We start from the raw sequence: 23151 nt of genomic DNA, 5'->3' as shown, positions 1-23151 counted from the left end.
ATAACGAGCTTTTTTTCGATAAAAAGCACTTATTCTTTATTTTTTGTGTCAATTATTATGGTCACCGGACCATCATTCAAAAGTTCCACTTTCATGTCGGCCCCAAAAATACCTGTACCCACCTTCTTTCCAAGCTTTTGCTCCAAAACCGCTACAAATCCTTCATACGTGGGAATCGCAACCTCAGGTTTCGCCGCTTTGATGTAGGAAGGTCTGTTTCCCTTTTTGGTCTGGGCATGCAGGGTAAATTGGCTTACCACTATAATTTCTCCGTCAATATCCACCACCGATCGGTTCATCACATTATTTTCATCATTGAAGATGCGTAGGTTCACCATCTTGTTGGCTAACCATTCCACATCCTCTTGGCCATCGGCATCCTCAATCCCCAATAATACCAAGAGACCGTCCCCGATGGAGGAAACGACCTGACCATCTACTGTAACACTTGCTTTGGATACTCTTTGCAATACAGCTCTCATAATAATCCCTACCTATATGTTTGATCTTCTTCCCCAGTTATCATCTGAACATAGCTTCGGTAACGGCTGGCGGCTATTGCATCACGTTCCAAAGCTTCCTTTATGGCACATTTAGGTTCGTCCAAATGGAGACAATTATTGAACTTACATTCGGATTTTAATGCAAAAAACTCGGGAAAATAGTCTCCAATTTCTTCTTTCTCCATATCCACAATGCCAAAACCTTTGATACCAGGCGTGTCAATGATACGGGCATCAAAAGAAAGATCGTACATCTCGGCAAAAGTGGTGGTGTGCTGTCCCTGCATGTGTTGCTCGGAAATCTCCGCGGTCTTGAGTTGCAGTCCGGGTTCCAAGGCATTGACCAAAGTTGACTTGCCCACCCCCGAGTGCCCAGCGAACATGCTGGTTTTGCCAAGCATCAGTTCCCTTACCTTATCTACATTCTTGCCCTGTTTGGCTTCAATCTGAAGGCATGTGTACCCTATTTTGGTATATAGATCCATTAACCAGGCAACTTCGAACCGTTCCTCATCCGTGTAAACATCCATCTTGTTAAACAGCAGCACCACGGGTATGTCGTAAGCCTCGGCGGTCACCAAAAAGCGATCGATAAAACTGGTAAAGGTTGGTGGATTGTTCAAAGTGATCAATAAAAATACCTGGTCCAAGTTGGCGGCAATAATATGGGTCTGCTTGGAAAGCTTCACTGATTTACGGACAATATAGTTTTTTCGATCTTGGATAGCTGAAATTATCCCAACAGTTTCATCGCCAATCGTTTCCAACTCGAACTCGACCATATCCCCCACGGCAACGGGATTGGTGCTTTTAATACCCTGGGTACGGAACTTTCCTTTGATTCGGCACTCATAAAATACTCCCTCCGAGGATTTTACGGTGTACCAGCTTCCCGTTGATTTATAAACAGTTCCGTTCACTTTTTGTTTATATTTTGATTACAAAGAAACAATATTCCATCTTCTTCGTTATATATCTTTATCAATAGTTTTAACAATCATTAACTTAATCTATTATGAAAAAAATCATTTTGGCTGCTGTGGTCATGTTTGCAGCAAGTTTTACCATGAGTGCGCAGCAGTACCGGGTTATTACCAGTGTTGAATCCATCGTCCCCAATGGTTTGGGAAGATCCAGAATCATCAACGCTTTGGAAGAGAAAGATTATAAGGAATTTACCACTGTACAAACGGAAGACGACAACACACGAAACAAGTCTGATCGAAGTGAAATCCGTGTGAAGAATTTTGAGGAGACCAAACTTTTGAACTTCTATAACCTCGGTGGTATCCGATTCCAGAATATCGCAGCCAACGATGCCGTGATCACTTCCATGATCAACGATATGATTTCCAACGGATGGGAACTGGCCTTTGTGGTAAGTGGTGTGGAGAGTGAAGGCGGAAAAGGGGATGGACAGGGAATTTTCATTACCCGATATATTTTTAGAAAATAACCTTACCGACCGATATAAAACTAAAAAGCCCTCCAAGTTTTGGAGGGCTTTTTTTGTAGACAACAAGCTTCATTAATTCTTAATGTAGACCCTTCCGCCCACAAAGGTTCTTTTGTTCACCGTTTGCGGATTTCCGTAAACGTGTACATCGCCTCCTGCCCTAACATTGACATCCACCAGCTCGGAAGCAAATACATCGGCCTCGCCGCCTGCGGAAATCTTTACATCTGTGGTACTGGTGCGTAGTTCCCTACCTTCAAAAATACCGCCGGTGTTTATGACAACGGTTTGGTTTTTGGCCAAACCTGAAGCTTTCACGATACCGCCCGTAACCGCACGTATGTCGGCATAATCCACATCCATTCCAATACGGATGGTGGCACCTTCTTGGGCACGCAATTCAATTTTGCTTTTCTGCACCATCTCGTTACAGGTAATCTGGGCACCTTCGTTGCCGTCGATGACATCCAAATCGGTGTAATAGACCTCAATCATGGTGTCCTCGCCCTGAAACTTTTTGTCCAACTGCATGCGCAGCTTCAAAGTTCCATTTTTGTTGGTCCATTTGATATCGTCCACATTCCATCCTTTGATCATAATTTTGTTCTCATCGGATTGGATCAAATTGACCTCGATCAAATCAAAAACCTTGATTTTGTTGAATTCACCTACCTCGGTATCAATGATTCGTTGCGAAAACATGACCAAGGGAAGCAAGAGCATTCCAAGTGTGTATAATTTTTTCATGATAGCGTGTTTTACCCTTAAAAGATACCCTTTCTTTCGTTTTGTTACAGTTTGAAACAAAAAAAACTGTTTGCAGACCCGAATTTATCGGGGCCACAAACAGTCTTTGCAATCAACCTGATGAAAAATCCGCCTAGGCGTTGATGATTTTTTCTTGGTGGTTGATGGATTCTTGGTGAATCGCCTTGAACATTTTCAAAACAAACTCTTCGCTCAAACCTCGCTGCTCGCCTTCCAAGATCATGTTGCCCAGAATAGCGTTCCAACGGTTGCTTTGAAGTACGGCTACGTTTCGTTGTTTTTTCAATTCGCCAATACCATCGGCAACCTTCATTCGCTTGCCCAAAAGATCGATCAATTGGTTGTCCAGCACATCGATTTGTGCCCTAAGGTTACTCAAACTGTTATTGTATTCCGCTTCTTCATCGGTTTCTTTTCGGATTCTAAGGTCTTTCATGATTTGCACCAATGTTTTAGGGGTAACCTGTTGTGCAGCATCACTCCAGGCATTGTCCGGATCGTAATGCGTCTCTATCATCAATCCATCAAAATTGAGATCCAATGCGGTTTGCGATACATCAAAGACCATGTCGCGTTTTCCGGTAATATGGCTTGGGTCGTTAATGATGGGCAAATCAGGGAATTTGGTCTGCAATTCGATGGCCAATTGCCATTCTGGAATATTCCGGTATTTGGTTTTTTCGTAGGTTGAGAATCCTCTGTGGATCACACCCAACTTTTCAATATTGGCGGAGGACAACCTTTCCACAGCTCCCAACCAAAGCGAGAGGTCCGGGTTAACGGGATTCTTAACCAAAACAACTTTATCCGTCCCTTCCAACGCATCCGCTATTTCTTGGACAATGAATGGGCTTACGGTGGAACGTGCCCCGATCCACAGCAAATCTACGTCGTGTTCCAAAGCCAAGTCCACGTGAGCCCTGTTGGCCACTTCCGTAGCAGTTTTCAGCCCGGTTTCTTCCTTTACTTTCTGCAACCACTTCAAACCAATGGCCCCAACTCCCTCAAAGTTTCCTGGACGCGTTCTTGGTTTCCAGATTCCGGCACGGTAATAGCTCACATCGGTATCCTTTAGCTCGTGTGCTATTTTTAACACTTGGTCCTCGGTTTCCGCACTGCACGGTCCCGCTACCACCAAGGGATGACCCAAGTTCATGTCATCCAACCATTTCCTCATTTCCTTTTTGTTTTCCATAATACGTCCTATTTTTTTGTAAGTGGTATTCCTTTTAATATTTGTTTTATTCTATTGGTATTGCTCATTTCTTGATGGACATGCTCAAAATCGTTGTCCAAAATCAGTTGTTTGAAAGCCGTAAGGTTCTGAATGTACTCCTCCAAAGTTTCCACCACATTGTCCTTGTTCTGTTCAAAAATGGGGGTCCACATATCGGGCGAACTTTTCGCCAAGCGAACGGTGCTCTCAAAACCACTTCCCGCCATGTCAAAAATATCACGCTCATTTTTCTCCTTCTCAATAACTGTCTTTCCCAACATAAAAGAGCTAATGTGTGATAAATGGGAGACGTAGGCGATATGTTTATCGTGCGCTTCGGGATTCATATACCGGATTCGCATTCCGATATCCTGAAAAATGGCCAATGCCTTTTCTTGAAGCTTGAATGCCGTTTTCTCCACCTCGCAAATAATCATTGTTTTGCCAGCGTACAACCCCTCCAAAGCTGCTGTGGGACCTGAAAACTCCGTTCCAGCGATAGGGTGACAGGCCATAAAGTTCCTTCGCTTTGGGTGCTCGGCGACCTGCTCACAGATCAAACGTTTGGTGGAGCCAGCGTCCATTACCACGGTTTCATCGCCTGCAGCATCCAATATCTTGGGCAATTCGTTGACCAATACGTTTACAGGAATGCTCACGTAGACCAAATCTGCCGTAGCCAGCGAATCCCAGGTTCCCTTTCCTTTTTTATCGATTATCTCGAGTTGTAAGGCCTCATCGAGATGGGCATCACTTGTGTCCACACCAATAATTTCCGCTTCGGGATGTAGTTTTTTTACATCCTTTGCAAAAGAACCACCAATCAATCCAACTCCTATAATGACTACTCTCATATCTTAAAATCTTGCAATGGCTTCTTTGATCTTTTCTTCTTTCACACATAGCGAAAACCTGATGTAGCCCTCACCATTGCTACCAAAAATGGTACCTGGCGCAATAAATATGTCCTTATCGTACAAGATCTGGTCTATAAATTCCTCGGATGGCAAAGCCCCTTTCGGCAGTTTGCACCAAACAAACATTCCCACCGCATTTTTATCGTAAGTACATCCTAATGTATCCGCCAATTCAAACATCAGTTCGCGTCTTGTAGAATACACCCTATCCAAGGCCTCGAACCATTCAGGGCCACTTTGCAAAGCAGCAATCGCCCCCATTTGAATGCCATAGAACATCCCCGAATCCATATTGCTCTTTACTTTCAAAATTGCCGTGATATGGGCTGCACTGCCCAGCACCATCCCCACACGCCATCCGGCCATGTTGAAGGTCTTGCTCAAACTATTGAGTTCCAAGGTATGTTCTTTTGCTCCCTCAATGGACAAAATACTGGTTGGATTGTTGGATAGCACAAAGCTGTACGGATTGTCGTTCACCAATAGCATGTTGTTCCTTTTGGCAAAATCCACCAAAGATTCCAATTGTTCCATGGTGGCGGTGGCGCCCGTTGGCATATGCGGATAGCTGACCCACATCAATTTTACTTTGGAGAGGTCCTTTTTAGCCAGTTCGTCCAAATCGGGAAACCAGCCCTTTTCCTCCTTTAGGTCGTAAGTGACCGGTACACCCCCCACTAAATTGGTCACGGATGCATAGGTAGGATACCCTGGGTTGGGAAGCAACACCTCATCACCTTCGTTCAAAAAAGCCATGCTGATATGCATGATGCCCTCTTTAGACCCCATTAATGGCAAAATTTCAGAATCTGGCTCCACTGCTACTTCGAACTTTTGCTGATAAAAATCGGCAATGGCCTTCCTCAATTGTGGCAAACCCTGATAGCTTTGGTATTGGTGCGCACCAGCATCGATAATGGAATTCCGAAGCGTTTCCAATACCTGAGGCGATGGTGCCAAATCTGGACTGCCTATCCCCATATTAATGATGGGCTTCCCTTGGGCCATCAATCCCCTAACCTCTCTCAATTTGGTAGAGAAGTAGTATTCCTTTACACTATTTAACCGATCAGCTGTTACCATTACAACAATGCATTTTTATATTCTCCCAATACCTTGAAATCCTCTGCCATGATCTGCATTAAGGATTTGGTTTTGGCAAAGTGCTCGTATTCATCAAAAGTGACATCCACAAAAAAGGCATATTTCCAAGGAGTCTCGATCACGGGCAACGACTGGATTTTGGTCAGGTTCATGTTGCAATCGCTCATCACGTTCAACACAGTGGCCAAACTCCCTCTTTTGTGATCGGTGATAAACCGTAGGGATGCTTTATTGATTTCCTCCTCCGGGAGTACTTTGTTCTGCTTTTTTAGGATGATAAATCTTGTTGAATTATTTACAATCGTCTGGATATTATCCGCAATTATATCCAATCCGTATAATTCTGCAGCCATTTTAGGAGCAATAGCAGCAATATTAGATAACCGACCTTCTTTGATGCGTTTAGCTGTCTCTGCGGTATCCACACTTTCTACCAGTTTGATCTGCGGATGGGCTTTGAAAAACTCCTTGCACTGCAATAACGCCATCGGGTGCGAATGTACCTCTTGAATATCATCAAAGGTTTTTCCCTTCATCACCATAAGGTTGTGATGGATGTTCAAGTAATGTTCCCCGATTACGTGGATATTATTATGGTACACTAAATTGTAATTGGGTATAATGGACCCCGCTATGGAATTCTCAATGGCCATAATGCCCTTATCAGCCGCACCTACCAACAAACTGTCGATTACCGCATCAAAGGAATTGCATTCCAATAGTTCAATTCCTTCTCCAAAAAAATCGATGGCCACTTGATGATGGTTCGATCCTTTGATTCCTTGTATGGCGACTTTTAAAGACATTCTTTTTGTATGTTAGATTCCGAAACACCTTGCCTGCCGGCAGCAGTTCGGGATGAATTCAATCATCAAATTGGCTGTTGCCAACTTGGATTTCATTCAAAAAAAAAGCCCCGATGTATCGGGACTTTATATAGTGGTTATACTTTAAACGTATCTATAACAGTCCCGCTCCCTCTCAAAAAAGAAGTAAAAATAAAAACGGTTCCAGAAATACGTATTTGTCATCTTGTTGTTAATTGTCGGCTAATTTAGGTATTCAATTGGAAAGACCCAGAGATTCCCAAATTTTTTTTGATTTTTTTCAAAAAAGACATTTTCGCTGCACATTATTTTATAGAAATGATACTTTTTTACGAATACTGATGCTTCCATTAATTTCCATAAAAGCGTCGTCTCATTTTTTGGTTTTTGAAATGTAAGGTTTACAATGACTAAAAGTGTATTTTTGAAATCAAAGAATTCAACGGAATGTCCATCACTGTTCAGAACATTACAAAAACCTTTGGTACACAAAAGGCATTGGACAATGTCTCTTTTAGCATCAACAAAGGGGAAGTTGTTGGTTTTCTAGGCCCTAACGGTGCCGGGAAATCTACCATGATGCGGATTTTGACCACCTATTACAAGGCAGACCAAGGGGAGGCGGCCGTAAACGGATTTGATGTATTGAACGATGAAAAATCCGTTCAACAAAGTATCGGGTACCTTCCAGAACACAACCCACTATATCTTGAAATGTACGTGAAGGAATATTTGGCCTTTAATGCAGATGTATATCAGGTGGATAAATCCAAAATCCAAGAGGTAATCGAACAAACCGGGTTAACCCCAGAAGCGCATAAAAAAATAGGTCAGTTATCCAAAGGATACCGTCAACGGGTTGGTCTTGCGGCGGCCTTGCTGCACAATCCCGAAGTCCTTATTTTGGATGAGCCCACCACAGGGCTTGATCCCAACCAATTGATCGAAATCCGAAAATTGATTCGCGAGATAGGAAAGGAAAAGACCATTTTGCTTTCCACACATATCATGAAGGAAGTAGAAGCCGTTTGCGACCGTGTGATCATCATCAACAAAGGGCAATTGGTGGCCGATAAAAAGCTCGAGGAACTTCGCGAGGCAGAAGAACAAATCATCGAAGTGGAATTTGACTATCGGGTGGAGGAACAGTTACTGCAACAACTACCTGATGTTTCCAAAGTAAAAAATACCGGTGGTTTTATCTACGAAATCACTTTTGGCACTTCCAAGGACATGCGGCCTGCTGTTTTTGATTTTGCACACGACAATAAATTAAAGACACTCCAACTCAGCAGAAAAAACAAAAACCTCGAAAGCCTTTTCACCGAACTTACTTCTTAGTTTTCCTGTTGCCCGATTTGTGGGCAGAAGACCTCCGAATCAGATGGAAAACCGTTCCAAATATGGTACTTTTGCAGTCCAGAAGATATTGGACATATGAAGAAGAACAGTGCCAGATTGGAACTTTCAAAAGAGGAAATGCAAAAATACGGGTATCAGGTTGTTGATGCCATTGTGGAACACTATGCCACACAAGCAGACAAAATGCCCGTAGCTTCCGGCTCCCGCAAAGAAATGGACTCTTTGTTTTTGGAGGAGGCTCCCGAAGAGGGTTCCGACCCATCGCAGGTACTGCACTTTGTTTTGGAAAAGGTGATGACCAATAGTGCCAATATGGCCCACCCCAAATCATTTTCCTTTGTTCCCGGTCCCAGTAATTATATCAGTGTAATGGCTGATGCCTTGGCAACAGGCTACAATATTTTTTCTGGAGGATGGGCAGCCAGTCCGGCAGCAGCGGAGCTGGAAATTGTTACCATTCAATGGCTGTTGAAGATTTTTGGTTTTCCCAAGAAAAAGGGCGGCGGTATTTTTACCAGTGGTGGCTCCATGGCCAACCTCACCGCAGTGGTCACAGCTCGCAGGATCAAATGTGGCGATGACTTTTCAAAAGCCGTCATCTACCTTTCCGATCAGGCACATTCTTCCAATATCAAAGCCATTCGTGCACTCGGTTTCAAAAAGGAACAGATTAGAATCATCCCTACCGACAACGAACTCAAGTTTTCCGTGAACAAACTGAAAAACTGTATTGCCAAGGATAGGCTGGAGGGTCTTCAACCATTCTGTTTGATAGCGACAGCGGGAACCACCAATACCGGAACTGTTGACCCCTTGGTAGAATTGGGAAAAATCTGCAAGAAAGAGGATATCTGGTACCATATTGATGGTGCTTACGGAGGAGCGGCCATCTTATCACAAAAGGGCAAGCAAGCTATGAAAGGTATCGAAAAGGCCGACTCCTTGACCGTAGATCCACATAAATGGTTCTTTCAGCCGTACGAAATGGGGTGCCTCTTGGTGCGAAACCATAAAAACCTGAGTCACACCTTTACCGAAAAGCCCGAATATTTAAGGGACATCGAAGGCAATACCTCGGAAATCAATTTTTACGATCATGGTATCCAACTGACCCGAAGATTTAGGGCCTTAAAATTTTATATGTCCTTAAAAACCTTTGGTTTGAAGGAGTTCCGAGATGCCATTACCTACAACATCGATTTGGCCGAAGAAGTGGAAACCATGCTTCGCGGCAGCAAAAGTTGGGAAGTGGTGTACCCGGCCACCTTGGCGGTCATCAATTTTAGGTACAACCCCATCAACAAAACGTACTCTGAGAAGGAGTTGGACAGCATCAACCAATACATTTCCGGAAAAGTGATGGAGTCGCGCAAGGCCATGCTTGTCACTACCATTTTGAATGGCCAAGTGGTATTGCGAATGTGCCTCATCAACCCGCGAACTACCATGAAAGACATCACCGATACTTTTGATTTGTGCAAAACCTATGCTCTTGAAATTGAAGAGCAGCTGGCTAGCAAGGTCTAAACGGTTGGATGCTCAAAAAGAGCGTTGATTGCTTCATCCAAAATTGGCTGCACCTTGGGGTCGGTACAATTCATCAAAACAGCAATTACCTTTTTGTGCTTCGGATACACGAAAAGGTTGGTGTATGCGCCAACGCTATTGCCCACGTGACCCACAAAGGGCCTCCCTTTAGCATCTTGGCTCACTTGAAATCCCAATCCATAATAGGTCGGTTTACCGTCAATGATCGTTGAAGTCAACAATTCTTCATAGGTCGCTTCTTTGAGCAACTTTTGTTCCATGATGGCCTGTCCCAATTTGCCCACATCCTCGCAGGTGGACAAATAGCCACCGCCTGCCAGTTTGTAAGTATTGTTTACCTCAACTGCCTTTGTAAAACCTAATGCCCTTTTGGTGTAGAATTGGGCTATGTTCTCAGCTTTCTGCACGGACCGCTTTTGGGTGCTCAAAATGACATTTTCTGGTGGTGGAAAAGTGCTTTCCAACCCCAACGGCATCAAAATACGCTCATCTACATACTGCTGAAATGGAATTCCACTGGCTTCTTGCATGGCCAAGGACAACAATACAAAATCAAAGCTATTATACAGATAACTGGTCCCGGGTTCAAAAAATAGTGGGTCATCTTTAAAGACTTCAATACCCTCTTTAATGGACAAATCCTGATTCAAAGCATATTCCTTTCCCCGATAGCCTCGAATACCAGCGGTGTGGCTGGCCAATTGCCTAAGTGTGAAATCATACTTTTTTTGTGGAAAGTAAGGCACGTAAGTATAAAAGGATTCATCCAAATCCAACACACCATCTTCCACCATTTTACCCAGTGCGAGCGCGGTAATACACTTAGAAATACTTGCGATGCGGAAAACCGTACGTTTGGGATGTACCTTTTTTCGTTTTTCCAAATTGGCGAAGCCATATCCTTTTTCGAGAATGGTTTGCCCATCTTCCAAGATGGACACTGCCAATCCTGGCACTTTTTTTTCTGCGACCAAATTGTGGAATAGCGCATCTGCCTTTTGCCATCCAACAAGTCCGTTCAAAGGTTGGACCTTTGGAAGAGGTGCAAAGAAATTTTTAATATGTGAAACTAAATTTCCCAAGAGTCAGTTTGAATATCGAAAATAAAGAGAAAAATGATGTTTTTAGAAGATCAATGTCAATCCTCAAAAATCAATCGACCATTGAAAATTTCTTCCACATCGACTTCTGGTGGTGTATTAACGCTTATTACATTGCCCGTCCCCCGAATAACGCCCGATAAGCGTTGCTGCGGATTCACAAAAACGTCATTGGACCCTCGGTGATTGACATTTACATTTTCCGAAACTAGATTTTCAGCTTCTATTCTTGAATCTCCAGCTGCAACACTAACAGTAAAATTTTCCGTTTCCCCACGAAGTTTAAAATAAGCAATACCGTTCACCACAATCCTCACGTTGGTAGCACTAAGGTGGATATCAAAAGAACCACCCGTAGTGTCAGCTTCGGGATTATTAAAACTTTCGGCAACCAGATTGAGGTTGGGGTATGTCAACACCCCATCACTTGAAATTAAAAGTCCGGTGCTGCTGCGTATGTCGGTGAGGTTGGGAGCAGTCACATAAATTGTGGTCAGCCCGTAGTCGCGTACAAAATTGCAGCCATTTTCGTTCCGTAGAATGAGACGGTCGTCCTCTACCACAGCAGAAACCTCGTTGAGCAAATATTCCCCTGTTTCCACTTCAACGCTATATGCTTCACCCTGTTTAACGACCAAATTGAGGTTTTCAAAAACAGTAATCTTGCTAAAATCCGACACTTCGATGGGTCGGCGCACCAGATCACCGGCGTTTTGGAAGCAGTCGGGAACATTGTCACCGTTGCAAGAAACCAGTATCAGAGAAATTACAAACAAAAAGCACCTCTCCACTACCTGTCCGTAGCCCAAGCGGGCACTCGAGGTGACATTCTTTAACGGAGATAAACTTCTTGATTCCAACATCGCTATACTATAACCTGATTCCTATTCCAAATTCAATGGCCTCTGCTTTCGCCCCATGCGATTTAAGGGTCACGGCACCAAAAACAGTATCCCCAAAATACCGTTTCAACCCTATCCGATTGTATACTCTGCCTTCAAAATCAAAGGGATAATATACATAATACCCCAATTGGGTCACCACGCTCAATTTGTTCACAAACAGTTCATGGCCTATAAAAACCCCTACCCTTTTATAATCCGTATCGGGGGCTACTTCAAGTTCGGGAAAAGAAATGGACTGATAGCGTATCAATTCCTTTAAAAAATTTGAAAAGAAGATATCGGTTCCCAGTTGAATGGCACTGCGATTGCCCAATCGTTTATCGGCATAGGCCGAAACTATGGCAAAGCCATATTGCCCCATGTTGATGACATCGCTCTCATTGACCCCGCCACGAAGCACCAAATTATATCGGATGGGCTCCTTGATTTTTTCCTTGGGCTCAGGTTCCAAATAGTCCAGTTCTACGGCTTGGTTCAGATCATACGTGAGCCCAAAATTGAAAGCCATCGTATTGGTGGAGGTGTTGGGCGCCTTAAAATTGGCATTGGAGTAATGTAACAGGGAAATCCCAGCCTTAAAGCCCAGTCCAGCCAAAATGTTCTCTTTGTGATAGTTGAACATCAACATGGTGGAACTCAACAAATGGGTACCGTAGGCATTGTTCCTAAAGTTTTCGGTCCTATCGTACGGATTGGTGTTATACGAGATACCCTGCGCGACCCTAAACTGCAAGTTCCGTTTGAAGAAATAAAAATTATAATGCGCATATAATCCAAAATGCTTACCCAGGGTTGGATTGTTCATATCCTGATAGACAAACGAAAAACCGGTATCGGGATAGCCCAAATCGGCTTCCCAATCTTCGTGCCCGAATCGTTTCCTGTTGAAACCGATAATAACCCCGCCGGGGTGATTGGTAATCAAATGGGAAATATCCGGATTGTGCAGAAGAATGGAACCATAAAATTGGCTGATATCCATGGTATATTTCTTGGGAATGTCACCGTCTTGGGCAAATCCAAAGCAAAAAAACAACAGAAATACCAAGTACAGTAGGTGCTTCATGGGACGCTAAAGTAGGAAATTAAAAAAGTTCCCGAGCTATGTCCATGATATTATCCGATTTACCCATGGAGTAGTAATGCAACACGGGCACTCCTGCTTCCCGAAGTTCCTTGGATTGTTGAATGGCCCATTCCACACCCACTTTGCGAACTTCCTTGTTGTCCTTGCAGGCCTCTACTGCATCAATGAGTTCTTGCGGAATATCCACCCGAAACACTTGAGGCAATAAATGAAGGTGTTTTTTTACGGCAATCGGTTTGATACCCGGAATAATGGGCACGTCTATTCCCATTTCTCGGGCCGCTTCTACGAAAGCGAAGAATTTTTTATTATCAAAAAACATCTGGGTGACCACATAATCCGCTCCCAAGTCCACCTTCTCCTTTAAACGTTTAAGATCAGATTGAAGCGATGGGGCTTCCATGTGTTTTTCAGGGTACCCTGCCACACCGATACAAAAACTGGTCAACTCGCTTGACTCAAAAGTTTCGTGCAGATAATTTCCTTTATTGATGTTCTGAATTTGTGCAACCAACTCTGTCGCATATTGATGTCCACCTTTGGTGGGAGTAAAATACTTTTCTTCTTTTCTTGCATCTCCGCGCAAGGCCATCACGTTTTCAATCTCCAGATATTGGCAGTCCACCAGCAAATACTCCGTCTCCTCTTTGGTAAATCCCCCACACAGCACGTGGGGAACGGTATCCACATCATACTTGTGCTTTAATGAAGCGCAAATGCCCAAGGTCCCGGGACGGGTACGAATCAGTTTTTTGTCCAACAGACCATCTTTTTCCTTATAGATGTATTCCTCGCGAGAGGTCGTCACATCAATGAACGGAGGTTTGAATTCCATCAAAGGGTCGATGTTGTTGTACAGTTCCTGAATGCTCTTTCCTTTTACGGGCGGCACAATTTCAAAACTGAAAAGGGTTTCGCCGTTCGCCTTTTTTATGTGGTCGGTAATCTTCATCGGTTATTCATCAACAATATTGGGAGCTAGCCATTTTTGGGCTTTCTCCAAAGTTATATGTTTTCGTTCGGCAAAATCCTGTACTTGGTCCTGTTTTATTTTTCCCAAACCAAAATACTTGGCCTCGGGATGTGCAAAATAATACCCACTGACACTGGCAGCGGGCCACATGGCCAGACTATCGGTGAGTTTTACCCCTATTCTTTCCTCCACCTGCATCATTTCCCAAATGGTGAGCTTTTCCAAATGATCGGGACAGGCAGGATAGCCAGGTGCCGGTCGGATGCCACGGTACTTTTCCTTGATCAATTCATCGTTGTCCAAATTCTCGTCAACGGCATAGCCCCAGTGTTTGGTACGTACCTCTTTGTGAAGATATTCAGCAAACGCCTCGGCAAACCTATCCGCCAAAGCTTTGATCATGATTGAGTTGTAATCATCGTGGTTCTTTTCGAACTCCGCGGCCAATTCCTGTGTTCCAAATCCTGTGCTTACACAAAAACAACCGATATAATCCTGAATTCCAGATGCTTTTGGCGCCACGAAATCCGCCAAGGCGATATTGGGTACCCCAGCCCGTTTTTTGGTTTGCTGGCGAAGGGTCCTAAACAGGAAGGTTGCATCTTTTGTCGTTTCTAGCGCATCAGATTCATTCCCTCTCGATTGCGATCGAGGTGACAAGTGCACTTCAATATCATCTTCGTTGACTTGGTTGGCCGGAAACAATCCAAAAATAGCCTTGGCCTTCAACAACTTCTCGTCCAAAATCCGTTGGAGCAGGACCTTCGCATCCTTAAAAAGTTCCTTGGCCTGCTCGCCAACCACTTCATCGTTTAAGATATCGGGATACTTGCCATGCAAATCCCAACTTCTAAAAAATGGGGACCAATCGATAAAATCTACCAGTTGTTTCAAGTCAAAATCGTCCCATACCTCAATACCCAATTGGTTTGGCTTTTTGATGTCCGATGGCTTCCAATCGATTTGAAGCTTGTTTTCCCGAGCCTGATCCAAGGTTAAATATTCCTTTTGCTTGCCACGTTTTAGAAACTTCTCCCTAAAACTTTCGTAATCCAGTTTGATGGACTTTTTATAGTTGGCCGAGGTTTCTTCCTGAAGCAAATCACCCACCACGGTAACGGCCCTAGAAGCATCGTTGACATGCACCACGGATTGACTGTATTGTGGGTCGATTTTTACCGCCGTGTGTGCCTTACTTGTGGTGGCGCCACCTATCAAAAGGGGAACATCAAAGTTTTGGCGTTCCATCTCCTTGGCCAAGAACACCATTTCATCCAATGAGGGCGTAATAAGACCGCTCAACCCAATAATATCTACTTGCTCTTCCCTTGCCTTGTTGATGATTTTCTCTGGAGGAACCATCACGCCCAAATCCACAATTTCATAATTGTTGCAAGCCAGGACCACGCTTACGATATTCTTTCCGATGTCGTGCACATCACCCTTAACGGTGGCCATCAATATTTTTCCGGCTGCCTTTGCATTCTTGTCTTTGGAAGCCTCAATATAGGGTGTCAAATAAGCTACGGCCTTTTTCATCACACGGGCGGATTTGACCACTTGGGGCAAAAACATTTTTCCGCTGCCGAACAGATCACCTACTACATTCATTCCCGTCATCAAGTTGCCCTCGATGACTTCCAAAGGTTTGGCTGCCTGTTGGCGGGCCTCCTCCACATCTTCGATGATATATTGGTCAATGCCCTTCACCAAAGCTCGGGTAATCCGATCCTGGAGCGGGTCTTGCCGCCAAGACAAATCGACCTTGCTTTCCTTGGCTGTTCCCACAACGGTCTCTGCAAATTCGAGCAATCGTTCGGTAGCATCGTCGCGCCTGTAGAGCAGTACATCCTCCACGTGCTCCAATAAATCCTTTGGGATATCATCGTACACCTCCAACATGGTCGGGTTTACGATACCCATGTTCATTCCAGCTTTGATGGCATGGAACAAAAAGGCGGAGTGCATGGCCTCACGAACGGGGTTGTTCCCCCTAAAGGAGAAAGATACATTGCTCACACCACCACTCACGCTGCAATAGGGCAGGTTTTCCCGGACCCAGCGTGTGGCCTCGATAAAATCGATGGCGTTGTTTCTGTGTTCGTCCATACCCGTAGCCACGGGAAAAATGTTTAGGTCAAAGATGATATCCTCTGGAGGGAAATTCACCTCGTTGACCAAAATATCGTAAGAACGCTTCGCAATCTCGATGCGACGTTCGTAGTTGTCAGCTTGCCCTACCTCATCAAAAGCCATTACGATTACGGCTGCACCATATCGCTTAATCAATTTGGCATGATGGATAAACTCTTCCTTGCCTTCTTTCAAGCTGATAGAGTTGACCACACATTTCCCCTGCACTACTTGAAGACCGGCTTCGATAATTTCCCATTTGGAACTGTCAATCATGATGGGAACACGGGCAATATCGGGTTCGGAAACAATCAAATTCAAAAATCTGACCATGGCTTCCTTTCCATCAATAAGGCCATCATCCATATTGATGTCGATGATCTGGGCCCCACCCTCCACTTGTTCGCGGGCGATATCCAAGGCTTCATCGAATTTTCCTTCTTTGATGAGCCTTAAAAAACGTTTGGAACCTGCCACATTGGTCCGTTCCCCCACATTGATGAAATTACTTTCCGGGGTGACGACCAAGGGCTCAAGACCCGATAATTTTAGGTATCGTTGTTCTTTATTCGTTGTCATAGGCCTTCGCTATGCGTGCGTCAAAACTTTTCGAGGTTCATAATTCTTTACGACTTCTGCAATGGCTTTGATATGTTCCGGAGTGGTACCGCAACAACCGCCCACGATGTTCACCAATCCTTTTTCTACGTACTCTTTTATTTGAACGGCCATTTGTTCGGGTGTTTCATCATATTCCCCAAAGGCATTGGGCAATCCCGCATTAGGGTGGGCGGATATGGCAAATTCCGATTTTGCCGACACCACCTCCAAATGAGGCACCAACTGTTTGGCTCCCAAAGCGCAATTGAAACCTACGGACAAAATGGGAATGTGCGAAATAGAGATGAGAAATGCTTCGGCAGTCTGACCGGATAATGTTCTGCCCGAAGCATCGGTTATGGTTCCACTGACCATCACTGGCACATTGATGTTTCGTTCTTCCTTCACCTCTTCAATGGCAAAAAGTGCTGCTTTTGCATTTAGGGTATCAAAAATAGTCTCCACCAACAAAATATCGGCACCACCATCGAGAAGGGCTTCGATTTGTTGTTTGTACGCTATACGTAGCTCATCAAAGGAAATAGCGCGGAAACCCGGGTCGTTCACATCGGGCGACATGCTGGCCGTTTTGTTGGTAGGCCCAATACTACCCGCCACAAACCTCGGTTTATCGGGATTTTTATCGGTAAACTCTTGGGCCACTTCCTTGGCAAGCTTCGCCGACTCATAGTTCAGTTCGTAGACCAATTCTTCCATGCCATAATCGGCCATGGCTATGGTGGTCCCAGAAAAGGTGTTGGTTTCGATGATGTCCGCCCCCGCTTCCAAAAACTTGCGGTGGACTTCCTTCACCGCATCGGATTGGGTCAAGGATAACAGGTCGTTGTTGCCCTGCAGATCACTGGGCCAATCCTTGAACCGTTCACCCCTAAAATCGGCTTCCTTGAATTTGTAGCGCTGCAACATGGTACCCATGGCTCCATCCAGCACCAAAATCCGTTGTTTCAATATGTCTTCAATTTTTCCCATAACATCATTTTCCTTCAAAAGAAGGATGTGGCGAAATCAAGAAAAGTGTGTGGATACGTTGCGGTATGCGTTTCGTTATCCTTCCCCCTATACCCATGTTAGGTATGAATACGCTCCATGTGGCCCCCAAACAAATTGCGGACCGGGGTAGAATGTAGCACCTTCTCGAAGACGAGGGTTGCTAAGGCTTCAAAGGGTCCAATCCCTCCACCTTTCTTGATAACACTTTCAATTTATACATGAACTGAACTGCAAAGAAACGGTACTCTCCAGTCAAAAACAAAAAAACCTCCCAAAATCGCTTTCGGAAGGCTTTTCGCTTCTAAAAACAACTAATTTTCTTAGTTGATGCTCTGCACCACTTCTTTTTTGGCCTCTTTTTTGGAACCATCAAACCCTTGTACGCCCCCAACGGTGGTATACTTCATCACAAATCTTTTATCGGGGTTGATGATTTGATACGCATATTGGCACATCACGGCCGCTTCGTGGAACCCGGACAGGATCAACTTGAGTTTGCCCGGATAGGTATTCACATCTCCAATGGCAAATACCCCTGGGATGTTGGTCTGATAATCCTTGGCATTGTTCACCTTGATGGCGTTTTTCTCGATTTCCAACCCCCAGTTGCCCAATGGCCCCAATTTTGGGGAGAGTCCGAACAGCGGGATAAAGTAATCGGTTTCCACATAGGTGGATTCCTTTTCACCATCGTTGTATTCAATGACCACTGCATGCAAATCTTCCTTTCCGTGTATTTCTTTTACTTCCGCCTTGGTGTAGAGTTGAATCTTGCCCAGTTTGGCGAGTTCGCGTGCCTTTTCAACCGAATCCAGCGCTCCTCGGAACTCGTTTCTTCGGTGTACCAAAGAAACTTCCGAAGCCACATCGGCCAAGAAAATGGCCCAATCCAAGGCAGAATCGCCACCACCGGATATGACCACTTTTTTGTCCCGGAACTGCTCCGGGTCCTTGATCATATATTCCACCCCTTTGCTTTCAAAAAGTTCAATGTTGGGAATAAGGGGCTTTCTGGGTTCAAACGAGCCCAAACCGCCCGCAATGACCACAACGGGAGCATGATGCTGGGTTCCCTTGTTCGTGGTCACGATAAAGGAACCGTCTTCTTGTTTGTCCAAAGTCTCCGCACGCTCGCCCAAGGTGAAACCGGGCTCAAAAGGCTTTATTTGCTCCATGAGCTTATCCACCAAAGTACCCGCCAAAATCTCCGGATAGGCAGGGATATCGTAAATGGGCTTCTTTGGATATATCTCGGAACATTGCCCGCCAGGCTGTGCCAAGGCATCTATTAAATGACATTTCAACTTGAGCAATCCTGCTTCAAAAACGGTAAACAGTCCGGTTGGACCGGCTCCTATGATAATGATATCTGTTTTGATCATAATTCTAATTTTAAATGCTCTCTACTGCATGCCTGCCGCAGCCGACTTCTTGAGCTTACATTTTGACTAAACTTTTTCGTGCCATTTTATTTCCTGATGCTGATATCTATGTTGGATATCCAATATGTTCTGACGATGGTGGACCACCTCTCCAATTACAATGATGGCTGGGTTGGACAACTGCTGCTCCCTTGCCTTGTTCTCAATGGAAGCAACAGTGCCAATTCCTATTTTTTCGTGTTCCGTGGTTCCGTTTTGAATAATGGCCACTGGGGTATCCTCTTTACCTTCCTTTTTGAAAAGCTGCATGATTTCCCCAAGTTTGGACATTCCCATAAGTATGACCACGGTGGCATTTGATTTGGCTGCCAAAGCCACATCGTTGGATAATTTATGTTCTTTCGTGGTCCCCGTGATTACCCAAAAACTTTCCGCTGCTCCCCTTTTGGTGACCGGAATGTTTTGTGAAGCGGGTACGGACAATGAAGACGAAATACCTGGAACCACATCCACTTCCACCCCAAAGGCTGCGGCATGCTCCATTTCTTCGGCTCCCCTTCCAAAAACGAAAGGGTCTCCCCCCTTTAATCGGACCACGTGCAATCCCAGCGTCGCGCGTTCCACAATCAAATCATTGATTTGGGCTTGTTGGTACGAGTAACATCCTTTGCGTTTGCCTACAAATATTTTTTCGGCTTTGGGAGCATATTCCAATAGTTCGTTGGACACCAAAGCGTCGTACAGTACCACATCGGCATTTTGCAGCGCTTTCACCCCTTTGAGCGTTATCAAATCCACATCTCCTGGACCTGCGCCCACTACGGTCAACTTTCCTCTATGCATGTTCCAGCTCCATTTTCCTGAACGCTTCCAATCGCTGCAATACCTCCTTGGCATCTTGCACATAGGATTTTGCAAAGGCTTCAGACGGTTCGTTCTTATTCAATTGAAGGGCTATATTGGCAAACCCGCCCTCAAAGGCTATTTTTCCTGATTCCACATACAGTTCATCAAAATCCTTGACGATACTGGCATGGGTATTGGTCTTTACTTTTTCGGCTGTCAATAAAGCCTTGGCAGAATTGACTATGGATTGATAGGAATAGTAAATACTGGCTGCCCATTTACCTTCTTGGATAGCTTCTTCTGCGTTGTCAATCTTCTCTTGACTTTCTAGGAAGAGCGTGGCCACAAGATCTACAATAACCCCAGCGCATTCCCCAATACCTATCTCCTTTTTATATTTTTCTTCGTTCCCCCAATCAATAAAATCATCTTGGGTGAGGTTGTCAACATCGGTTAATGGCTTTAGGAAATCGTAGAAATAAAGCTGCCCTTTTTCCTCGTAATAATCGGTGAACGACGCTCCATTTCCATTGGCTTCAAAGTCATCCAAAATAAGACGTAGTGCTTGCGGCCCTCTTTTGCTTGGTATTTTGGCTACTTTATCCGCGAATCTGGCCCTACCATCACCAAAATTTCCACCACCCAACAACACCTGAAGTGCAGGTGCAACCAACTTATCCTTGGTACGCACGGACATTCCTTGGAAACCGATATGTGCCATATTATGCTGTCCGCAAGCATTCATGCACCCGCTGATCTTGATGACAACATCTGGATTTTTGATGTATTGTGGATATTCCGCTTTGATGACCCTTTCGAGTTCGGCTGCGATTCCGGTACTGCTGGCAATACCCAGATTACAGGTATCGGTGCCGGGACAAGCGGTTATGTCCAATGCTTTGTTGTATCCCGCTTCGGCAAAACCAAGTTTTTGAAGTTCCTGATAAAAGAAGGGAACCAATTCCTCCTTCACGTAGGGAATCAAAATATTTTGTCTGAGCGACAAACGAATCTCTCCGGCCGCAAAGTCCTGAACCAATTGGGCCAGTTCGCGTGCCTTGTCGGTATAGAAATCTCCCAAAAGTACCTTGATGCCGATAGCCACAAAGCCCTCTTGTTTTTGGGGCACCAAATTGGTGGATTTCCAGGCCTCAAAGGCTTGTTTATCCTCAATAACCACTTTTGGCGTTTCTACCTCGGCCACCTTCACTTCAGGATAACTATCGATTTCGATGGGATAGGTATGATGTGGAATCGCCAATTGTTCTTCTTCCAGCAATTTTTTGAAACCATCGAGACCCAAATCCTTCAGCAAGAACTTCATTCGAGCCTTTGCCCTACTTTTTCGTTCCCCGTATCTATCGAACACACGGATGACTCCTTCCATCAACGGGATGATTTTGTCGGTGCGCAAAAAGCTGTATAGTTCATCGGCATGCCGCGGCTGTGAACCTAATCCACCTCCGAGCATTACCTTAAAACCTCTTTCACCCTCCTTTTCCTTGGCAATAAAGCCTAGGTCGTGCATGTAGGAAAGTCCGGTGTCGGCATCGCTTGCGGAGAAGGAGACCTTAAACTTCCTTCCCATTTCCTGTCCTATGGGATTCCTAAGAAAATACTCAAAAACGGCCTGGGCGTAGGGAGAAACATCAAAGGGCTCGTCCACATCGATTCCGGCTGTTTCGCTGGCAGTTACGTTCCGCACTGTGTTTCCACAGGCTTCCCTTAGGGTAACCTTGTCTTTTTCCAACTGGGCCCAAAGTTCTGGAGTGCGTTCCAAATCGACATAATGGATTTGGATATCCTGTCGGGTGGTGATATGCAACCTTCCTCTGGAATACTCATCGGAAACATCGGCAATACGGAGTAATTGGTTGGATGTGACTTTTCCGTAGGGCAACTTGATTCGAATCATCTGAACCCCAGGCTGGCGTTGTCCATATACCCCACGTGCCAAACGCAGGCTACGGAATTTTTCCTCATCCATTTCACCACCTTTGAACTGACGAATCTTCTTCTCCAATTCGATGATGTCCTTCTCAACCACCGGGTTTTCTATTTCTGTTCTAAAGCTTTGCATAATCTAGTTTTCCTATCTGTTTTATAGATTTTATGTAAAAAAACGCCCCTTCTCCCTTGCTAGACAAAAGAGAATTATTCTATAAATCCAACACCTGCTGTATTGTTCGTGCGGCTATCAATAATGATAAAGGAGCCATTGGTTCGGTGATCCTTGAACTTATCATAAAAAATAGGCTTGTTGAGCCTTAACCGCACCTTGGCAATATCGTTCATCTGCAGTGAAGACACATTTTCCTCGATACCAGAGTAGTCTGGATGGATTTTGTGCTCAATGGCATCCACTTTGGCCAACACCTTGTTTACACCATGTTGAAGCACATACTTACCTCCGGGAGTGAAACTGGCACTATCCATCCACGATACCGTCGCCGTCAGTTGTTTATCAATTGTGGGCAAGTCACCTACCTTGACCAGCATATCCCCACGGCTTACGTTGACCTCATCTTCCAATGTAATGGTCACCGAAGACCTTCTTGGAGCCGTTTTGTACTGTTTATCATAAAAATAAATGTCCTTTATCCTGGATTTGGTCATCGATGGCAACACCACAACTTCGTCGCCCACATTGAGCTCTCCGCCATACACTTTTCCTGCAAATCCACGAAAATCGTGGAAATCCTCCGTTTTGGGACGGATAACGTACTGCACCGGAAAACGCGGCGTTCCCGTGTTGTAAATATCTTTCTGGTCCAGTTCCTCCAAATGTTCCAAAAGGGTTTGACCGCTGTACCAGGGCATATTTTCGGAACGATTCACCACATTGTCACCCTTTAGTGCACTCACTGGAATAAAGGTGATATTCTGGTCTTGGTAATCTCTCTTTTTCATCAATTCCTGAAAATCGGACTTGATCTTAGTATAAGTTTCCTCCGAAAAATCGACCAGATCCATTTTGTTGATGGCCACGATTACATCCTTAATCCGTAACAGATTATTGATAAAAAAGTGGCGATGCGTCTGTTCGATAACACCTTTTCGTGCATCGATCAAAATAATGGACGCCTGTGATGTCGAAGCTCCCGTAACCATGTTCCTAGTGTATTCCACATGGCCAGGGGTATCGGCGATAATGTAACTTTTGGATGGGGTGGAAAAGTAAATGTGGGCCACATCTATGGTGATACCCTGCTCCCTTTCGGCCACCAATCCGTCGGTCGCCAATGAAAAATCGAGATAATCGTACCCTTTTTGTTTACTGGTCCGCTCGATGGCTTCCAATTTATCGTCTGTCATGGATTTGGTGTCGTACAATAATCTTCCGATCAAGGTACTCTTACCATCATCAACACTACCTGCTGTTGCTATCTTTAAAACTTCCAATGCTTTATCTT

The 23151-nt window shown here is 44.6% G+C and carries 20 protein-coding genes and 1 riboswitch; of the genes, 3 read left to right on the top strand and 17 right to left on the bottom strand.

The window, feature by feature from the left end:
• Positions 1-29: 29 nt before the first annotated feature.
• Both dtd and rsgA read right to left on the bottom strand, forming a co-directional pair.
• Positions 30-482 carry a D-aminoacyl-tRNA deacylase gene (dtd, locus tag ABNE31_RS06265; RefSeq protein ID WP_349352758.1) on the bottom strand — a complete coding sequence of 151 codons (453 nt, stop codon included), beginning with the start codon at positions 480-482 and terminating at the stop codon, positions 30-32.
• Positions 483-490: 8 nt separating this feature from the next.
• Positions 491-1423: a ribosome small subunit-dependent GTPase A gene (gene rsgA, locus ABNE31_RS06260; RefSeq protein ID WP_349352757.1), complete on the bottom strand. Its 933-nt coding sequence runs from the start codon at positions 1421-1423 to the stop codon at positions 491-493.
• 95 nt (positions 1424-1518) lie between these two features.
• Between rsgA and ABNE31_RS06255 the strand changes: the two genes are divergently transcribed.
• The gene (locus ABNE31_RS06255; RefSeq protein WP_179385239.1) at positions 1519-1959 is read left to right on the top strand and encodes a hypothetical protein; all 441 of its coding nucleotides are present in this window, start codon (positions 1519-1521) and stop codon (positions 1957-1959) included.
• A gap of 72 nt (positions 1960-2031) precedes the next feature.
• Here ABNE31_RS06255 and ABNE31_RS06250 read toward each other — a convergent pair whose 3' ends face one another.
• The 5 genes from ABNE31_RS06250 to ABNE31_RS06230 form a co-directional block, all read right to left on the bottom strand.
• Positions 2032-2706, bottom strand: a complete 675-nt coding sequence (locus ABNE31_RS06250; RefSeq protein ID WP_179385240.1) for a head GIN domain-containing protein — start codon at positions 2704-2706, stop codon at positions 2032-2034.
• Positions 2707-2839: 133 nt separating this feature from the next.
• Positions 2840-3922 (bottom strand): bifunctional 3-deoxy-7-phosphoheptulonate synthase/chorismate mutase type II, encoded by a 1083-nt coding sequence (locus ABNE31_RS06245; protein ID WP_179385241.1) that lies wholly within the window; start codon positions 3920-3922, stop codon positions 2840-2842.
• 8 nt (positions 3923-3930) lie between these two features.
• Positions 3931-4797 carry a prephenate dehydrogenase gene (locus tag ABNE31_RS06240; RefSeq protein ID WP_349352756.1) on the bottom strand — a complete coding sequence of 289 codons (867 nt, stop codon included), beginning with the start codon at positions 4795-4797 and terminating at the stop codon, positions 3931-3933.
• Positions 4798-4800: 3 nt separating this feature from the next.
• Positions 4801-5943: an aminotransferase class I/II-fold pyridoxal phosphate-dependent enzyme gene (locus tag ABNE31_RS06235; protein WP_349352755.1), complete on the bottom strand. Its 1143-nt coding sequence runs from the start codon at positions 5941-5943 to the stop codon at positions 4801-4803.
• A complete protein-coding gene (locus ABNE31_RS06230; RefSeq protein ID WP_349352754.1) occupies positions 5943-6770 on the bottom strand; it encodes a prephenate dehydratase in 828 nt (275 codons plus the stop codon). The genes ABNE31_RS06235 and ABNE31_RS06230 overlap by 1 nt, the downstream gene beginning before the upstream one ends.
• Before the next feature lie 468 nt (positions 6771-7238).
• Here ABNE31_RS06230 and gldA point away from each other — a divergent pair, with 468 nt between their 5' ends.
• Both gldA and ABNE31_RS06220 read left to right on the top strand, forming a co-directional pair.
• Positions 7239-8132, top strand: a complete 894-nt coding sequence (gldA, locus tag ABNE31_RS06225; protein ID WP_179385245.1) for a gliding motility-associated ABC transporter ATP-binding subunit GldA — start codon at positions 7239-7241, stop codon at positions 8130-8132.
• A gap of 96 nt (positions 8133-8228) precedes the next feature.
• Positions 8229-9680, top strand: coding sequence for an aminotransferase class V-fold PLP-dependent enzyme (locus ABNE31_RS06220; RefSeq protein WP_349352753.1), 1452 nt, complete (start codon positions 8229-8231; stop codon positions 9678-9680).
• Here ABNE31_RS06220 and ABNE31_RS06215 read toward each other — a convergent pair.
• The 10 genes from ABNE31_RS06215 to ABNE31_RS06170 form a co-directional block, all read right to left on the bottom strand.
• Complete coding sequence (locus ABNE31_RS06215; RefSeq protein WP_349352752.1) at positions 9677-10723, bottom strand: serine hydrolase domain-containing protein; 1047 nt, start codon at positions 10721-10723, stop codon at positions 9677-9679. The genes ABNE31_RS06220 and ABNE31_RS06215 overlap by 4 nt on opposite strands.
• Positions 10724-10839: 116 nt before the next feature.
• Positions 10840-11664: a head GIN domain-containing protein gene (locus tag ABNE31_RS06210; protein ID WP_349352751.1), complete on the bottom strand. Its 825-nt coding sequence runs from the start codon at positions 11662-11664 to the stop codon at positions 10840-10842.
• Between the two features lie 7 nt (positions 11665-11671).
• Positions 11672-12772: an acyloxyacyl hydrolase gene (locus tag ABNE31_RS06205; protein WP_349352750.1), complete on the bottom strand. Its 1101-nt coding sequence runs from the start codon at positions 12770-12772 to the stop codon at positions 11672-11674.
• A 19-nt stretch (positions 12773-12791) separates the two neighbouring features.
• Positions 12792-13745, bottom strand: a complete 954-nt coding sequence (metF, locus tag ABNE31_RS06200; protein WP_349352749.1) for a methylenetetrahydrofolate reductase [NAD(P)H] — start codon at positions 13743-13745, stop codon at positions 12792-12794.
• Positions 13746-13748: 3 nt separating this feature from the next.
• On the bottom strand, positions 13749-16478 hold the full coding sequence (gene metH, locus ABNE31_RS06195) for a methionine synthase (protein WP_349352748.1): 2730 nt from the start codon (positions 16476-16478) through the stop codon (positions 13749-13751).
• Between the two features lie 9 nt (positions 16479-16487).
• Entirely contained in the window at positions 16488-17489 is a 1002-nt protein-coding gene (locus ABNE31_RS06190; RefSeq protein ID WP_349352747.1) for a homocysteine S-methyltransferase family protein, read from the bottom strand.
• A 72-nt stretch (positions 17490-17561) separates the two neighbouring features.
• Positions 17562-17715: riboswitch (SAM riboswitch) on the bottom strand.
• Positions 17716-17830: 115 nt separating this feature from the next.
• Positions 17831-18892 (bottom strand): NAD(P)/FAD-dependent oxidoreductase, encoded by a 1062-nt coding sequence (locus tag ABNE31_RS06185; protein ID WP_179385253.1) that lies wholly within the window; start codon positions 18890-18892, stop codon positions 17831-17833.
• A 66-nt stretch (positions 18893-18958) separates the two neighbouring features.
• Complete coding sequence (cobA, locus tag ABNE31_RS06180) at positions 18959-19735, bottom strand: uroporphyrinogen-III C-methyltransferase (RefSeq protein ID WP_349352746.1); 777 nt, start codon at positions 19733-19735, stop codon at positions 18959-18961.
• Positions 19728-21818 carry a HEPN domain-containing protein gene (locus ABNE31_RS06175; protein ID WP_349352745.1) on the bottom strand — a complete coding sequence of 697 codons (2091 nt, stop codon included), beginning with the start codon at positions 21816-21818 and terminating at the stop codon, positions 19728-19730. The genes cobA and ABNE31_RS06175 overlap by 8 nt, the downstream gene beginning before the upstream one ends.
• A gap of 74 nt (positions 21819-21892) precedes the next feature.
• Positions 21893-23140 carry a GTP-binding protein gene (locus ABNE31_RS06170; RefSeq protein WP_349352744.1) on the bottom strand — a complete coding sequence of 416 codons (1248 nt, stop codon included), beginning with the start codon at positions 23138-23140 and terminating at the stop codon, positions 21893-21895.
• Positions 23141-23151: the final 11 nt, after the last annotated feature.

Origin of the sequence: Flagellimonas sp. MMG031 (assembly GCF_040112705.1) — a bacterium.
In the GTDB taxonomy this organism is placed as follows: domain Bacteria; phylum Bacteroidota; class Bacteroidia; order Flavobacteriales; family Flavobacteriaceae; genus Flagellimonas.
Note: the sequence above shows the minus strand (reverse complement) of the source record. Positions and strands in the feature narration are given on the sequence as shown.

What these genes read in the sequence shown, in the direction of transcription:
- ABNE31_RS06190 (WP_349352747.1), bottom strand. Translation starts at nt 17,489, where the DNA reads ATGGGAAAAATTGAAGACATATTGAAACAACGGATTTTGGTGCTGGAT.
- ABNE31_RS06250 (WP_179385240.1), bottom strand. Translation starts at nt 2,706, where the DNA reads ATGAAAAAATTATACACACTTGGAATGCTCTTGCTTCCCTTGGTCATG.
- metH (WP_349352748.1), bottom strand. Translation starts at nt 16,478, where the DNA reads ATGACAACGAATAAAGAACAACGATACCTAAAATTATCGGGTCTTGAG.
- ABNE31_RS06175 (WP_349352745.1), bottom strand. Translation starts at nt 21,818, where the DNA reads ATGCAAAGCTTTAGAACAGAAATAGAAAACCCGGTGGTTGAGAAGGAC.
- ABNE31_RS06210 (WP_349352751.1), bottom strand. Translation starts at nt 11,664, where the DNA reads ATGTTGGAATCAAGAAGTTTATCTCCGTTAAAGAATGTCACCTCGAGT.
- ABNE31_RS06220 (WP_349352753.1), top strand. Translation starts at nt 8,229, where the DNA reads ATGAAGAAGAACAGTGCCAGATTGGAACTTTCAAAAGAGGAAATGCAA.
- ABNE31_RS06205 (WP_349352750.1), bottom strand. Translation starts at nt 12,772, where the DNA reads ATGAAGCACCTACTGTACTTGGTATTTCTGTTGTTTTTTTGCTTTGGA.
- gldA (WP_179385245.1), top strand. Translation starts at nt 7,239, where the DNA reads ATGTCCATCACTGTTCAGAACATTACAAAAACCTTTGGTACACAAAAG.
- ABNE31_RS06235 (WP_349352755.1), bottom strand. Translation starts at nt 5,943, where the DNA reads ATGGTAACAGCTGATCGGTTAAATAGTGTAAAGGAATACTACTTCTCT.
- ABNE31_RS06230 (WP_349352754.1), bottom strand. Translation starts at nt 6,770, where the DNA reads ATGTCTTTAAAAGTCGCCATACAAGGAATCAAAGGATCGAACCATCAT.
- cobA (WP_349352746.1), bottom strand. Translation starts at nt 19,735, where the DNA reads ATGCATAGAGGAAAGTTGACCGTAGTGGGCGCAGGTCCAGGAGATGTG.
- metF (WP_349352749.1), bottom strand. Translation starts at nt 13,745, where the DNA reads ATGAAGATTACCGACCACATAAAAAAGGCGAACGGCGAAACCCTTTTC.
- ABNE31_RS06245 (WP_179385241.1), bottom strand. Translation starts at nt 3,922, where the DNA reads ATGGAAAACAAAAAGGAAATGAGGAAATGGTTGGATGACATGAACTTG.
- ABNE31_RS06255 (WP_179385239.1), top strand. Translation starts at nt 1,519, where the DNA reads ATGAAAAAAATCATTTTGGCTGCTGTGGTCATGTTTGCAGCAAGTTTT.
- ABNE31_RS06240 (WP_349352756.1), bottom strand. Translation starts at nt 4,797, where the DNA reads ATGAGAGTAGTCATTATAGGAGTTGGATTGATTGGTGGTTCTTTTGCA.
- ABNE31_RS06185 (WP_179385253.1), bottom strand. Translation starts at nt 18,892, where the DNA reads ATGATCAAAACAGATATCATTATCATAGGAGCCGGTCCAACCGGACTG.
- dtd (WP_349352758.1), bottom strand. Translation starts at nt 482, where the DNA reads ATGAGAGCTGTATTGCAAAGAGTATCCAAAGCAAGTGTTACAGTAGAT.